The following is a 13,621-nucleotide window of genomic DNA, read 5'->3' on the forward strand; positions in this document are numbered from 1 at the left end:
GTGTCTACCGGCTGAACGAGTGAACGAATGTCCACATGCGGTAACTTTTTGTCACACCCCGTATGCAGTGGTGGACGGTGCCCGGGTCAGCGTCGGGTCAGCCGCACCGGAAGACCGTCGGCGGGGACCGGCAGGGACACGTAATCCCACTTCGCGGTGTAACTCTCCGGAACCGACCAGCGGTACGCCCGCAGCATTTCGTGCATCAGCAACTTCACCTCGAGACCGCCGAAGTGGAGCCCGATGCACTTGTGCGCGCCGCCGCCGAACGGCATCCACGCCATCCGGTGCGACTTGTCCTCGCGCCGCGGCTCGGCGAAGCGCTCAGGGTCGAACTCGAAGGGGTTCGTCCAGCACTCGGGCGTGAAGTGGTTGACCGTCGGCGAGACGCCGCACAGGGTCCCGGCGGGGATGTAGTGGCCGAGGACCTCGGTGTCCTTGACGGTCTGGCGGGTCAGCGACGGCACCGGCGCGACGAGCCGCAGCGCCTCCTTCATCACCAGGTCCAGCGTCTCCAGCCGGTCGATCGCGTCGATGTCGAGGACGTCGTCGCCGAGGGCCAGCGACTCCTCGCGGGCGCGCTCCTGCCACTGCGGGTGCTTGGCGAGGTAGTACGCCATGGCGCTGCTGGTGATGGTCGTCGTGTCGTGCGCGGCCATCATCAGGAAGATCATGTGGTTGACGATGTCGGTGTCGGTGAAGCGGTCGCCGTCCTCGGTGGTGGCGTGGCAGAGGGCGGTGAACAGGTCGTCGCCGTCCGACTTGCGTTTGGCGGGCAGGGTTTCGCTGAAGTAGCGCTCGAGCACCTTCCGCCCGTGCAGGCCCGCCGACCAGCGCCCGCCGGGCACCGGGAAGCGCACCAGCGCGGTGCCGGCGCGCACGGAGCTGACGAACGCGCGGTTGATCCGGTGTGCGTCGGCGCCGCTGCGCATGCCCATGAACACGCGCGTCGCGACGTCGAGGGTGAGCTGCTTGAGCGCCCAGTACAGCCGCGGGCGCTCGTTCGAACCCCAGCCCGCGACGCCTTCGCGCAGCGCCGGGCCCATCTCGTTGACGTAGCCCGTGAGCCGGGACCGGGTGAACGCCTCCTGCATGATCCGGCGGTGCAGGTGGTGCTCGCCGAAGTCCATCAGCATCAGGCCGCGCTCGAAGAACTTCTCGATGAAGAACTTCCAGCCTTCCTGCGAGAAGGCCTTGTCCTTGTTGACGAGCGCGATCTGCGTCGCCTCCGGCCCGGACAGCGCGACGATCCGGCGGCCGAAGCCGCCGGTCCACGACACGGGGCCGTAGAGCTCGTAGCGGCGCAGGCCGAAGGCGGGCCCGAAGCGCATCATCTCGAGCATGTGCCCGACGACCGGCGGGCCTTCGTCGCCGAGGACGGGCTTGAGGCCGCTGCCCGCGGGCGGCGTCGCCAGTTCCTTGACCGGCCAGCGCGACTGCAACCAGCGTTCGTCGACCTTGTGCGGCAAGGGGAGCGCCGTCAACGGCGGAACGCGTTCGCGCAGTGCTTCGGCGGCTCGGCTGACGGTGCCCGGCAAACTGACCATCTCCCCGCTGAGATCGGCTATCCCTCCACGATGCACCCTTGTTGACGGTCTGACAACACCTGGGCGGGCCTCTTTTCGGGTGGCTTGCCGGCGCGCCGGACGTCCGAAGGGGTGCGGCCGCGGACGCGTCGTAGGTGGGCCGGGGTCGAGTCGCCGCGTTGGCGGTAAAGGCGCGGTGGGGTCCGGCCGGCGCCGTCGGGCGCTGCCGGCGGGCGGGGCCCGGGCGATGCTCAGCGAGGTGCGGCGCGCCGGACCTCGGAGGGGGTGCTGCCGCGCACCCGCTTGAAGGCGGCGCTGAACGAGAACGCGTCTGCGTACCCGACCGCGTGGGCGACCTCCGCGACGGTCGCGGTGTCCCGCTCGACCAGGAGGTCCGCCGCGAGCGTCATGCGGTGGCGGGTCAAGTACGTCAGCGGCGGTTCGCCGACCAGCTCGCCGAACCGCTTCGCCAGCGTCGAGCGCGACACGCCGGTGCGGGCGGCCAGCGTCCCGACCGTCCACGGCGCCGCCGGTTCGGCGTGCAGGAGCCGCAGCGCGTGGCCGACGAGCGGGTCGCGCTGGGCGGTCCACCACGCCGGGGGCGCGCCGCCGGGCCGGTCGAACCACTCGCGCAGCGTGCAGACCAGCATCCAGTCCAGCAGCCGGTCCAGCACCACCTGCTGACCCGGCGCGTCGACGGCGACCTCGGCGGCGAGGTGGTCGAGCACGGCGTCGCCGGTGCCGCCGCCGGCCACGCGCAGCACGACGGGCAGGGCGTCCAGCAGCCGGCGGCCGATCTCGCCGCGGACGGGGTAGGCGCCGGTGATGAGGGTCGTCGTGCCGGTGCCGGGGTCGTGCCAGCCGCGCCGGTGCCGGGTCCCGCCCTGCTCGGGCTCGGCGCAGAACTCACCGCAGTCGACGGGTTCGGCGGTCGTGCCGGGTTCGTCGACGAAGGTGAACGTCCCGGGCCCGCGCACGACGACCGTGTCGTAGGCGCGCAGTGGTTCCGGCGCACCGTGGTCCGGCACGATCCAGCCGCCGCCGGCGAGGACGGTGCACAGGGTCAGCGGCGCGCCGTCGACGAAGTGCAGCGCCCAGGGCGGGGACAGGGCCGAGCTGCCGAAGAGCGAGCCGTGGGCCCGCACGTCGCGGAAGAGGTCACCGAAGGCGTCCACATCGCTGACGTTAGACGATCGCGTAGGTATTCCGGCGTTTCGCCCATGGGATCGTCCGGGCGGGGCGGGTTGACTGGGTGTCATGACCGCGTTGACTGATGAGGACCTCGACTTCCTCCGCCGGCCGCTGCACGGATTCCTGACGGTGGCGGGCGGCGAGCCCCGCCCGGTGTGGTTCGAGGCGACCGCCGAAGGCACGATCGAGCTGTTCACGGAACCGGACTCGCCGAAGGTGCGGCGGGTGCGCCGGGACCCGCGGGCATCGATCGTCGTGGCGGCGCCGGTGGGGGAGCGTGAACGGTGGGTTTCGGCGGCCGGTCGCGTCACGCTGGAAGAGGACGGCGCCCACGACTTGGCGAAGCGCTTGGCCGCGCGCTACTGGGACCTCGACGACCCGGCCCGCGCGGCGGACCTCGACGGAATCCTGGCCACGGACCTCGTCCGGCTGGTGATCCACCCGGACGAGGTCCGCCGCTACGCGTATTGACCGGCGGGGAACTGTCGGACCCCGCGGCTAGACTGGAAACCGGGGGCGGCGGCCCGTCACCCCAGCTCGGCGCGCACCTCCCGCGCCGCCGCCACGAGGTTCCGCAGCGCCGGTTCCACCTCCGCGTAGCCCCGCGTCTTCAACCCGCAGTCCGGGTTCACCCACACCCGCGAAGCCGGCACCGCACCCACCGCCGCTCGCAGCGCGGCCGCCACTTCGGCCGCCGACGGCACCCGCGGCGAGTGGATGTCGTACACCCCCGGCCCGACGCCGCGGCCGAAGCCGCCCAGGTCCGTCAGCACCTCCAGCCTCGACCGCGCCGCCTCGATGCTCGTGACGTCCGCGTCCAGCGCGTCGATCGCCGCCAGCACCTCGCCGAACTCCGAGTAGCACAGGTGCGTGTGGATCTGGGTCGCGTCCGAGATCCCCGACGTCGCCAGCCGGAACGCCGACACCGCCCACTCGAAGTAGGCGGAGTGCTCGGAGGCCCGCAGCGGCAGCAGCTCCCGCAACGCCGGCTCGTCGACCTGGACGATCCGGATGCCCGCCGCCTCCAGGTCGTGCACCTCGGCGCGGATCGCGAGCGCCACCTGGCGCGCCGTCTCGGCCAGGGGCCGGTCGTCGCGGACGAACGACCACGCCAGCATCGTCACCGGGCCCGTCAGCATGCCCTTGACCGGTTTCCCGGTCAGGCTCTGCGCGTATCGCGCCCACGACACGGTCATCGGCGCCGGCCGCGCGACGTCGCCGTGCAGGATCGGCGGCCGGACGCACCGCGAACCGTACGACTGCACCCAGCCGTGCGCCGTCGTGGCGAACCCCGCCAGATGCTCGGCGAAGTACTGCACCATGTCGTTGCGCTCCGGCTCGCCGTGCACCAGGACGTCGAGCCCGAGGTCCTCCTGCAGCCGGACGACCCGCGCGACCTCCGCGCGCATCGCGGCCTCGTACGCGGCGTCGTCGAGCGTGCCCGCCCGGTGCGCCGCCCGCGCCCGGCGCACTTCGGCCGTCTGCGGGAACGAGCCGATCGTCGTGGTCGGCAACGGCGGCAAGCGCAAAGCAGCCTGCTGAGCCGCCGCCCGCCGCGCGTACGGCGGCCGGGAAACCTCTTCCGGCAGAACGGAAGCGCTCGACGCGGTCCTCCGGTCCGTGACCGCCTCCAGGTCAACGGACTCGCCACGTAGAGCGCGTCCGAGCAGCACGACCTCGTCGACCTTCTGCCGCGCGAACGCCAGCCGGTCCTTCAGCCGCGGGTCCAGGTCTTCGCGCGAGACGTCGTAGGGCACGTGCAGCAGCGAGCACGACGTCGTCACGCCGACGGACTTCGCGACCCCGAACAGCGTCGCGGCCCGGCTCAGCGCGCGCCGCGGGTCGGTCCGCCAGACGTTGCGCCCGTCGACGACCCCGGCCACTACTTCCTTGTCCCGCAACGCCGGTTCGGCTGCAACAGAGTCCACAAAGGACTCGTCGGTGACGAGGTCGACGGCCAGCGCGTCGATCGGCGCCCGGGCGAGCACGCCGAGCCCGCGGCCCAGGCCGCCGAAGTACCCGGCGACCAGCAGCTTCGGCCGGGCGGTCGCCTTGCCGAGCCAGTGGTACGCGCGGATCAGCGCGTTCAGCTCGGCCTCGGTGCGGTCGGCGGCGAAGGCGGGCTCGTCCAGCTGCACCCATTCGACGCCCGCGTCGTGCAGCTTGGCCAGCAGATCGGCGTAGCGGGGGAGGAGCGTGTCGAGCAGGTCCAGCGGGCGGAACCCGCCGGTGCCCTTGCTCAGCAACAGGAACGTCACCGGCCCGACGAGCACCGGCCGCGTCTCGATCCCGAGCGTGCGGGCTTCCCGGTACTCGTCGAGGGGTTTGGTCCCGGCGAGGGAGAACTCGGTGTCGGGCCCCAGTTCGGGGACGAGGTAGTGGTAATTGGTGTCGAACCACTTCGTCATCTCCCACGCCGGCGCGTCCTGGACGCCCCGCGCGGCGGCGAAGTACGTGTCGAGCGGCGAAAGCCCCGGCCGGGTGGGCAGCACGCCGAACAGCTCGGCGGTGTCCAGCACGTGGTCGTAGTGCGAGAACGTGTTGGACGGGATCGAGTCCAGCCCGGCGTCCCGCAGTTCGAGCCAGGTCCGCTGCCGCAGTTCCCGGCCGGCGGCGAGCAAGGCCGTCGAGTCGATCTTGCCCGCCCAATAGCGTTCCAGGGCGCGCTTGAGCTCCCGGTCCGGGCCGATCCGGGGGTAGCCGAGCACAGTGGTGCCGATGGTCACAGCTCTCTCCTCGCGAGCTAGTCCGAAGAGCCCGGACGCGCGCGGAGGCGAGCGTTTCGGTCGTGCCCATCCCGCGAGGCCCGGACTCGCGCACGCCGTCGGCGCGCGCACCACGGGCAGGTCTTCGGACTCGTGGGCGGACCGCTCGCGCCTACCGGCCGTCGCTTCCCAAGTTCTCACTCAGTGCTTCTTGACGGCTTTCGTTCCCACTCACCGCTGCGGGGCAGTCCCGGATTCGCACCGGGTTCCCTGTTGCCTCCCCGGGACCGGAGTCCCGGGGAACCAGTGGCGTGCCCGAGTCTAGGTCACTTGTCGAGGTGGACGGTGAAGTATTCGGTGAGCTTGGCGACGGCGAGGTCGATGTACTCGCGCTTGTCGTAGAGGTCGACGTGGCTCGCCCCCGGGATCCAGTGGACCTCCGCGGGACCGGTCGCGCGCCGGTGGGCCTCCAGGCCCATCCACGCGGTGACGGCGCGCTCGCCGAGGATCTGCAGCATCGGGCGCGGGCCGATCAGCGGGACGGCGTGGAAGACGTCGCTCGTGGCCATCTTGTCGACGCTGTCCCAGGTCAGGAACTTCGCCGAGCGCTCGTGGTAACCGCGGGCGCCGCAGTAGTACTCCCAGCCCTCGACGCCGTGCGGCCCGCCGAGCGCGCCGGCTTCCGCGGCGGTTTCGGGGAACATCGTCAGCACGCCCGGGTCCTCGCCGCGGGCGGCGGCGGTGCGGGCCTGCGCGGCGGCGTCGAGCAGGCCCTGGAAGACGGCCGGGTCCTGGGTGCCGTCGGCGCCGTAGCGGAACTGACGGGCGGGTTCGGCGGTGCACACGGTCGCCACGGCCTTGACCCGGTGGTCCCCACCGGCGGCGGCGAGCGAGTAGCCACCGGAGGCGCAGATGCCGAGCAGCCCGATCCGGCCGGCGTCGACCTCGGGCCGGGTGGCCAGGTACGAGACGGCGGCTTTGAAGTCTTCGATCCGCTGAGCGGGGTCTTCGAGGCCGCGCGGCAGGCCGCCGGACTCGCCCTGGTGGGCGGCGTCGAAGGCCAGGGTGACGAAGCCGCGGTCGGCCATGAGCCGGGCGTACGTGCCGGAGGTCTGTTCTTTGACGCCGGTCCCGGGATGACCGACGACCAGGGCGGGGCGCGGGGTGTCCGTGGTGTCGGGGAGGTAGAGGTGCGCGGCGATGTCGAGGCCGGCGCTGGGGAAGGTGACGTTCGTGGTCATGTCTCCACCTTCGCCCCGGGACGGGGGGTGGAAAAGCCGCGGGTTCCTGCCTGGGAAGGATCCTGCCCCCGCACCCGACGCGGCGGAAGCTCCACACTGGAACCATGACCACCTGGACACCCGAAGACCTCGCCCGGCTCGCCGAGAGCTACTCGCTCGTCCTGACCGCCGGGGACGGTGGCGGGCCCGGCGTCGAGATCGGCATGGCGGTCGTCGACGGCGGGGTGTACGTGCGCGCCTACCGCGGCGTCCGCTCGCGCTGGTACCGCGCGGCGAGCGAACACGGCCACGGCCGGATCGAGCTGGCCGGCGTCACCCGCGAAGTGTCGTTCACGACCGGTCTCGAACCACCCGCCGGGCTCGACGCCGCCTTCGCCGGCAAGTACGGACCCGTGTCCGACGCGCTGGTCGCGAGCCCCGAGGCCCGGGCCGCGACGGTCCGCATCGACCCGGCCCCGTGAGAAAGCCCGGCCACCCCTCGAAAGGCGTGGCCGGGCTCCTCGGCAGCGGACCTCAGTCCCAGTCGAGGGCGCCGCCCGACTGGTACTCGATGACTCGGGTCTCGAAGAAGTTCTTCTCCTTCTTCAAGTCCATCGCCTCGGACATCCACGGGAACGGGTTCTCGGTCTCGCCGAAGATCGGGGTCAGCCCGATCTGCTGCGCGCGGCGGTCGGTGATGAAGTGCATGTACTGCTCGCACAGCTGCGCCGACAAGCCGAGCATGCCGCGCGGCATCGTGTCGCGGGCGTACGCCACCTCCAGCTCGCACGCCTCCTTCAGCATTCCGCGGACCTCTTCCTGGAACTCCGGCGTCCACAGGTGCGGGTTCTCGATCTTGATCTGGTTGATGCAGTCGATGCCGAAGTTCAGGTGGATCGACTCGTCGCGCAGGATGTACTGGTACTGCTCGGCGATGCCGACCATCTTGTTCCGGCGGCCCAGCGACAGGATCTGCGCGAAGCCGGTGTAGAACCACATGCCCTCGAAGATCACGTAGAACGCGACGAGGTCACGCAGGAACGCCGTGTCGGCTTCCGGCGTCCCGGTCTCGAAGTCCGGGTCCTCCAGGTGCTGCGTGTACTTCAGCGCCCACGCGTCCTTGTCCGAAATGGACGGAACCTCGCGGTACATGTTGAACAGCTCGCCCTCGACCAGGCCGAGGCTCTCGCAGATGTACTGGAAGGTGTGCGTGTGCACGGCTTCCTCGAACGCCTGGCGCAGCAGGTACTGGCGGCACTCGGGGTTGGTGATCTGCCGGTACACCGCGAGCACGATGTTGTTGGCCACCAAGGACTCCGCGGTCGCGAAGAAGCCCAGGTTGCGCTTGAGCATCTGGCGCTCGTCCTCGGTGAGGCCGTCCTTCGACTTCCACAGCGCGATGTCGGCCTGCATGGCGACTTCGGTCGGCATCCAGTGGTTGTTGCAGCCGGCCAGGTACTTCTCCCAGGCCCACGTGTACTTCATCGGCAGCAGCTGGTTGACGTCGGCGCGCGCGTTGATCATGCGCTTGTCGTCGACGTTGATCCGGGCGGCGCCGACCTCGATCTCTCCGAGGCCGGTCGCGCCGGTCGTCTCCAAGTTCGTCATCTGTGCAGGGATTCCTTTACTGGCAGGCTTCGCAGTCGGGGTCGTCGATGCGGCAGGCGGCGCCTTCGGTGGCGACGAAGTCGACGTCGGGCGCAGGCTTGGGCGCGGGAGCCGGTGCCGGCGCGGGTGCCGGCGTGGCCGCGGGAGCCGCGGCGACCGGGGCCGGGGTGGCCGAGACGGCGTTCAGCTTGCCGTCGGTGCCGCGCAGGGTGCTCTTCTCCACGTGCGTCGCGGACTGCGCCCGCAGGTAGTACGTGGTCTTGAGGCCCTTGTGCCACGCGTAGCGGTACAGCTCGTCGAGCTTGCGGCCGCTCGGCGCCGCGATGTAGAGGTTCAGCGACTGCGCCTGGTCGATCCACTTCTGGCGCACCGAACCGGCGTCGACGATCCACTTCGACTCGATCTCGAACGCCGTGGCGTACAGCGCCTTCAGGTCGTCCGGGACCCGGTCGATCTGGCCGAGGCTGCCGTCGAAGTACTTGAGGTCGCTGACCATGACCTCGTCCCAGAGCCCGCGCTCCTTCAGGCTCTTGACCAGGTGCGGGTTCACGACGGTGAAGTCGCCGGACATGTTCGACTTGACGAACAGGTTCTGGAACAGCGGCTCGATCGACTGGCCGACCCCGGAGATGTTGGAGATCGTCGCGGTCGGCGCGATCGCCATCACGTTGGAGTTGCGCATGCCGACGGTCTTGACGCGCTCGCGCAGCGGCGCCCAGTCCAAAGTGGACGAGGTGTCGACGTCGAGGCCGTCACCCTGGCGGGCGTCGATGAGCAGCTGCAGCGAGTCGATCGGCAGGATGCCCTTGCTCCACAGCGAACCCTCGAACGACTGGTACTGCCCGCGCTCCTCGGCGAGGTCGGTCGACGCCGAGATCGCGTAGTAGGACAGGTGCTCCATGGAGACGTCGGCGAACTTGACGGCCTCTTCGGAGGCGAACGGGACGCCGATCTCGAACAGCGCGTCCTGGAAGCCCATGATGCCCAGGCCGACCGGGCGGTGGCGCAGGTTGGAGCGGCGCGCCTCCGGGATCGTGTAGAAGTTGATGTCGATCACGTTGTCCAGCATGCGGACGGCCGTGCGCACGGTCTTCTCGAGGCGCTCGGTGTCCAAGCCGGCCGGGGTGACGTGCTTGAGCAGGTTCACCGAGCCGAGGTTGCAGACCGCGACCTCGTCGGTGGTGGTGTTCAGCGTGATCTCGGTGCACAGGTTGGACGAGTGCACGACGCCGACGTGCTGCTGCGGCGAGCGCAGGTTGCACGGGTCCTTGAACGTGATCCACGGGTGACCGGTCTCGAACAGCATGGTCAGCATGCGGCGCCACAGGTCGACCGCGCGGATCCGGCGGAACACCTTGATCTCGCCGCGGTCGGCCATCGCCTCGTACTCGCGGTAGCGGGCGGCGAACTCGTTGCCGTAGAGGTCGTGCAGGTCCGGCGTCTCGTTCGGCGAGAACAGCGTCCACTCGGCGTTGGCCTCGACGCGGCGGAGGAACTCGTCGGGCACCCAGTTCGCGGTGTTCATGTCGTGGGTGCGGCGGCGGTCGTCGCCGGTGTTCTTGCGCAGGTCGAGGAACTCCTCGATGTCCACGTGCCAGGTCTCGAGGTACGCGCAGGCCGCGCCCTTGCGCTTCCCGCCCTGGTTGACCGCGACGGCGGTGTCGTTGGCGATCTTGAGGAACGGCACGACGCCCTGCGACTGGCCGTTGGTGCCCTTGATGTGCGCGCCGAGGCCGCGGACCGGGGTCCAGTCGTTGCCGAGGCCGCCCGAGTACTTGGCCAGCAGCGCGTTGTTCTTGTAGGCCTGGAAGATCGAGTCCAGGTCGTCGTCCACAGTGGTCAGGAAGCAGGACGACAGCTGCGGGCGCGTGGTGCCCGAGTTGAACAGCGTCGGGGTGGACGCCATGAAGTGGAAGCTCGACAGCAGCTCATAAAACTCGATGGCGCGGGCTTCGCGGTCGTCTTCCCGGATGGCGAGACCCATGGCGACGCGCATGAAGAACGCCTGCGGCAGCTCGAAGCGGGTGCCGTCGTGGTGCTGGAAGTACCGGTCGTAGAGCGTCTGCAGGCCGAGGAACCCGAAGTCGAGGTCGCGCTCGGGCCGGATCGCGGCGGTGATCTTGTCGAGGTCGAAGCGCTGCAGCTCGGCGTCGACCAGCTCCAGCTCGATCGCGCGGCGCAGGTAGGCGCGGAAGTACGGCGCGTACTCGCTGGTCATCTCGTCCTGGCTGGCCTGGCGCGGCTTGCCGGCCAGGTAGCTCAGTGCCTCGCCGCGCAGCTTGTCCAGCAGCAGGCGGGCGGAGACGAAGGAGTAGTTCGGCTCCTGCTCGACGAGCACGCGGGCGGCCAGGACCTGGGCCAGGGCCAGCTCGTCGGCGCTGATGCCGTCGTAGAGGTTGCGCTTGGCCTCGGCCAGCACCGGCTCGGCTTCGACGTCCTCGAGCCCGGCGACGGCCTCGCCCACGACGTGGGACACGCGGGCCCAGTCGAGCGGGCGCAGGACGCCGTCGGCGCCCTTGACGTTCAGGGCGGCCTCGGTCGCGGCCGGCTTGGCGGCCTCGCGGGCCTTGCTGCGCTCCTCGCGGTAGAGGACGTAGGCGCGGGCGACCTTGTGGTGCTCGCCGCGCATGAGGGCGAGCTCGACGATGTCCTGGATCTGCTCGATGTGCAGGGCGGTCTCGGGGCCGGCGTGGCGCAGCAGGGTGGTCTCCACCTGCTGGGTCAGCTCGGCGACGACGTGGTGCACGCGGGAGGACGCGGCGGCGTCGCCGCCCTCGACCGCGAGGAACGCCTTGGTCAGCGCGACGGAGATCTTCCCGGCGTCGAACGGCGACACGCTGCCGTCCCGCCGGATGACCCGGATCGCGGTGGGGGTGTCCGCGGCGGAGGGCCGCTGACCGGTTTCGACTGACATGCGTGTCTCCAAGTTTTCGGGCGCGTTCGATCGCCACACGGCGTCATGAGGCCGTGCGCTGCGGTTTCTTGAAAGCTGCCCGGCCGCCCTCCGCAGCGGTCTCCCCGTCGCTGGGGGCTGCCGGTTCCCAGAGACTACATGTAGGGGTCGGTCTGCGCGCGGGACCCAAGGGATGGCGTGTCGGGGGCTCACCCTGGCGGGTTACGTGATCACCCAGAGGTGCAGTTCACGCCGCGTGGGCGCGCTTGCGCAGGTAGGTTTCGAGGCCGCTTCGGCCTGAGTGGACCGCCGGTGCCGGTGGTCCGGTCGGGTGCGCGGGTGGGCCGATGACGTGAATGACTCATTCATGTCGTCTGACGTCAGGGCTCCGGCAAGGTCGGTGGGGCGATGTTCCGCCCGGCACCACCGCCCGCGGAACGCCGGGCCGAAGAGGCGCTTCGGCAGGATGCCGAGCTTCGGTGGTCATCAACGACTCGTTCATGCCATCCGCCGCCTGAACGACTGCCCACCGCCTCGCCACGCCACGAAGGCCGACGCCAAAGGCGAGAGGCCCCGAGAACGTGCACCGACGAGGACCCAGACTCCCCCGCACCCCGATCCGAAGCCAGAACACGGCCGGCAGCGCCGGGTCAAGGCATCTTTCCCGCCTTGACGCGGTGTTGCCGGCCGTAGTCACCATGACAGCTTCGGGGTGCCGGAAGGGCTTTGGCAGAACAGCAGCCCCCACCCCACCCGCGGAACGCCGGACCGAAAAGGCGCTTCAGCAGGATGCCGAGCTTCGACGGTCATCAACGACTCGTTCATGACGTCACCGGCCGCCAGACCGGCCGCACCGATCCGACCTCGCCGGGACCCTGTCACCAGACGACATGAATGAGTCATTCACTACATATGGGAGCGGGCCGGCCCGGGGCGGGTTGCGCGCTTCGGAGCGGAGGCCGGGATCAGGCGCCGAAGCGCAGCTCCGACTTCGGGAGTTCCAGGCTCGCCACCGGCCGGCGGCCGTCGAGGTAACCCAACGGGCCGTCCGGGTTGAAGCTCCAGTCCGCCGACGCCGGGCGCGGGCTGATCTTCGCGCCCACCGGGGTCCGAAGCAAGCCGTCGCGCTCCTGGACCACTTCGAACGATGTCGGGAGCTTCAGCGGCAGACCGGCCCGGCGCTTGAACGCCGCCGTCGCGATCCAGGCGTCGGCCGTCGCCGCCGTGGCCGTGAACGTGCGGTCGCCGGTCGTGAAGTCCAGCGTGGCCAGGTCCTTCGGGATCGCCCACAGCTCGCGGCCGCCCGCCATCGACGCCTCGCTGTCCACCCAGATCTCGGTGATGGAGCACGACACCCGGCGCGCCTTGATCGACACCGCGGCCAGCAGCTCGTGGTACGCCAGCTGCCCCGGCGGGGTGTAGTCGATCCACGCCGTGAACACCGACGCGTGCCCGGCCACCAGCAGCGGCGAAACACCAGGGGGCAGGGAAAGCCGCGAAGGCGGCACCCGCCAGATCGAGACGCGCGCGTCGGCGGTCAGGTGCCAGGGCTGCGGTGGGTAGAGGCTCATTTGTCCAACCAGGGGAGGTACGACGGCAGGTCCTTGTCGACGCGCATGCCGAACGCCGGCGGCCGCTTCTGCAGGAACGACAGCACCCCTTCGACGGCGTCCGGGCTCGCGCCGAGGCCGCCGATCAGGTGGGAGTCGAGTTCGTGCACCGGGTACGGCGACTCGGCGCTTGCCATCCGGTAGAGCAGCTGGCGGGTCACCGCGACCGACACCGGCGCCGTCGTCGACACGATCTCGCGAGCCAGCGCGTAGGCCTCGTCGAGCACCGTGCCGGCCGGGAAAACTTTGTGCACCAAGCCCTTTTCCAGCGCCTCGGCCGCCGGGAACACGCGGCCGCTGATCATCCAGTCCAGGGCCGTGCCCATGCCGACGAGCCGGGGGAGGAACCACGCCGACGCGCCTTCGGGGTAGATGCCGCGCCGCGTGAACACGAACCCGAACCGGGAGTCCTCCGACGCGAGGCGGTAGTCGCACGACAGCGTGATCGTGACGCCGCCGCCGACCGCCGCGCCGTGCAGGGCCGCGATCACCGGCTTGTTCATGGCGAAGATCCGCTTCGAGCACCGGCCGGCGGGCTCCTGCCACGCCGCGTCCGGCCCGGTCGACGGGTCGAAGTCGAAACCGCCCTGGGACAGGTCGGCGCCGACGCAGAAGTCCTTGCCCGCGCCGGTCAGCACGACCACGCGGACGTCCTCGTCGCGGTCCGCGCGGTCCATCGCGGCGCCGAGCTCGTCGGCCATCCGGATCGTGTAGCCGTTGCGCGCCTCGGGGCGGTTCAGCGTCACCGTGGCGATCCGGTCCGCGACGGCGTAGGTGATCTCGGCGTAGTCGGCCATGCGAGGAAACTATTGCAGACCGGCACTACTGGCAAGATGTCAATAGTGGATCCGCAGCGTCCGGGACGAAA

10 protein-coding genes and 1 riboswitch are annotated in these 13,621 nt (G+C 70.4%); of the genes, 2 read left to right on the forward strand and 8 right to left on the reverse strand.

Annotated elements, in window-relative coordinates; genetic code table 11:
* Positions 1-86 precede the first annotated feature (86 nt).
* Both ACERZO_RS00900 and ACERZO_RS00905 read right to left on the reverse strand, forming a co-directional pair.
* Positions 87-1,547 (reverse strand): cytochrome P450, encoded by a 1,461-nt coding sequence (locus ACERZO_RS00900; protein WP_372660135.1) that lies wholly within the window; start codon positions 1,545-1,547, stop codon positions 87-89.
* A 230-nt stretch (positions 1,548-1,777) separates the two neighbouring features.
* Positions 1,778-2,701, reverse strand: coding sequence for an AraC family transcriptional regulator (locus tag ACERZO_RS00905; RefSeq protein ID WP_372660137.1), 924 nt, complete (start codon positions 2,699-2,701; stop codon positions 1,778-1,780).
* Between the two features lie 82 nt (positions 2,702-2,783).
* On the opposite strand from ACERZO_RS00905, the gene ACERZO_RS00910 reads away from it, so the two are divergent.
* Complete coding sequence (locus ACERZO_RS00910; protein ID WP_372660139.1) at positions 2,784-3,188, forward strand: pyridoxamine 5'-phosphate oxidase family protein; 405 nt, start codon at positions 2,784-2,786, stop codon at positions 3,186-3,188.
* Between the two features lie 56 nt (positions 3,189-3,244).
* On the opposite strand, the gene metE is transcribed toward ACERZO_RS00910, so the two are convergent.
* Together metE and ACERZO_RS00920 are read right to left on the reverse strand one after the other, a co-directional pair.
* A complete protein-coding gene (metE, locus tag ACERZO_RS00915) occupies positions 3,245-5,443 on the reverse strand; it encodes a 5-methyltetrahydropteroyltriglutamate--homocysteine S-methyltransferase (RefSeq protein ID WP_372660141.1) in 2,199 nt (732 codons plus the stop codon).
* A 98-nt stretch (positions 5,444-5,541) separates the two neighbouring features.
* A riboswitch (cobalamin riboswitch) is annotated at positions 5,542-5,745 on the reverse strand.
* A gap of 3 nt (positions 5,746-5,748) precedes the next feature.
* Positions 5,749-6,663 carry an alpha/beta hydrolase gene (locus ACERZO_RS00920; RefSeq protein ID WP_372660143.1) on the reverse strand — a complete coding sequence of 305 codons (915 nt, stop codon included), beginning with the start codon at positions 6,661-6,663 and terminating at the stop codon, positions 5,749-5,751.
* A 104-nt stretch (positions 6,664-6,767) separates the two neighbouring features.
* On the opposite strand from ACERZO_RS00920, the gene ACERZO_RS00925 reads away from it, so the two are divergent.
* A complete protein-coding gene (locus ACERZO_RS00925) occupies positions 6,768-7,124 on the forward strand; it encodes a DUF2255 family protein (protein ID WP_372660145.1) in 357 nt (118 codons plus the stop codon).
* A 52-nt stretch (positions 7,125-7,176) separates the two neighbouring features.
* Here ACERZO_RS00925 and ACERZO_RS00930 read toward each other — a convergent pair whose 3' ends face one another.
* From ACERZO_RS00930 to ACERZO_RS00945, 4 genes are all read right to left on the reverse strand, one after another.
* Positions 7,177-8,250, reverse strand: coding sequence for a ribonucleotide-diphosphate reductase subunit beta (locus tag ACERZO_RS00930; RefSeq protein ID WP_372660147.1), 1,074 nt, complete (start codon positions 8,248-8,250; stop codon positions 7,177-7,179).
* Positions 8,251-8,266: 16 nt separating this feature from the next.
* The gene (locus ACERZO_RS00935) at positions 8,267-11,164 is read right to left on the reverse strand and encodes a ribonucleoside-diphosphate reductase subunit alpha (protein WP_372660149.1); all 2,898 of its coding nucleotides are present in this window, start codon (positions 11,162-11,164) and stop codon (positions 8,267-8,269) included.
* Positions 11,165-12,108: 944 nt separating this feature from the next.
* Complete coding sequence (locus ACERZO_RS00940; protein ID WP_372660151.1) at positions 12,109-12,714, reverse strand: acetoacetate decarboxylase family protein; 606 nt, start codon at positions 12,712-12,714, stop codon at positions 12,109-12,111.
* Complete coding sequence (locus tag ACERZO_RS00945) at positions 12,711-13,550, reverse strand: enoyl-CoA hydratase-related protein (RefSeq protein ID WP_372660153.1); 840 nt, start codon at positions 13,548-13,550, stop codon at positions 12,711-12,713. The genes ACERZO_RS00940 and ACERZO_RS00945 overlap by 4 nt, the downstream gene beginning before the upstream one ends.
* Positions 13,551-13,621: the final 71 nt, after the last annotated feature.

This window comes from Amycolatopsis kentuckyensis (assembly GCF_041679295.1).
Classification (GTDB): Bacteria; Actinomycetota; Actinomycetes; order Mycobacteriales; family Pseudonocardiaceae; genus Amycolatopsis; species Amycolatopsis kentuckyensis_A.

Coding starts and splice junctions, on each gene's coding strand:
- ACERZO_RS00900 (WP_372660135.1), bottom strand. CDS start 1,547: ATGGTCAGTTTGCCGGGCACCGTCAGCCGAGCCGCCGAAGCACTGCGC.
- ACERZO_RS00910 (WP_372660139.1), top strand. CDS start 2,784: ATGACCGCGTTGACTGATGAGGACCTCGACTTCCTCCGCCGGCCGCTG.
- ACERZO_RS00920 (WP_372660143.1), bottom strand. CDS start 6,663: ATGACCACGAACGTCACCTTCCCCAGCGCCGGCCTCGACATCGCCGCG.
- ACERZO_RS00925 (WP_372660145.1), top strand. CDS start 6,768: ATGACCACCTGGACACCCGAAGACCTCGCCCGGCTCGCCGAGAGCTAC.
- ACERZO_RS00930 (WP_372660147.1), bottom strand. CDS start 8,250: ATGACGAACTTGGAGACGACCGGCGCGACCGGCCTCGGAGAGATCGAG.
- ACERZO_RS00935 (WP_372660149.1), bottom strand. CDS start 11,164: ATGTCAGTCGAAACCGGTCAGCGGCCCTCCGCCGCGGACACCCCCACC.
- ACERZO_RS00940 (WP_372660151.1), bottom strand. CDS start 12,714: ATGAGCCTCTACCCACCGCAGCCCTGGCACCTGACCGCCGACGCGCGC.
- ACERZO_RS00945 (WP_372660153.1), bottom strand. CDS start 13,550: ATGGCCGACTACGCCGAGATCACCTACGCCGTCGCGGACCGGATCGCC.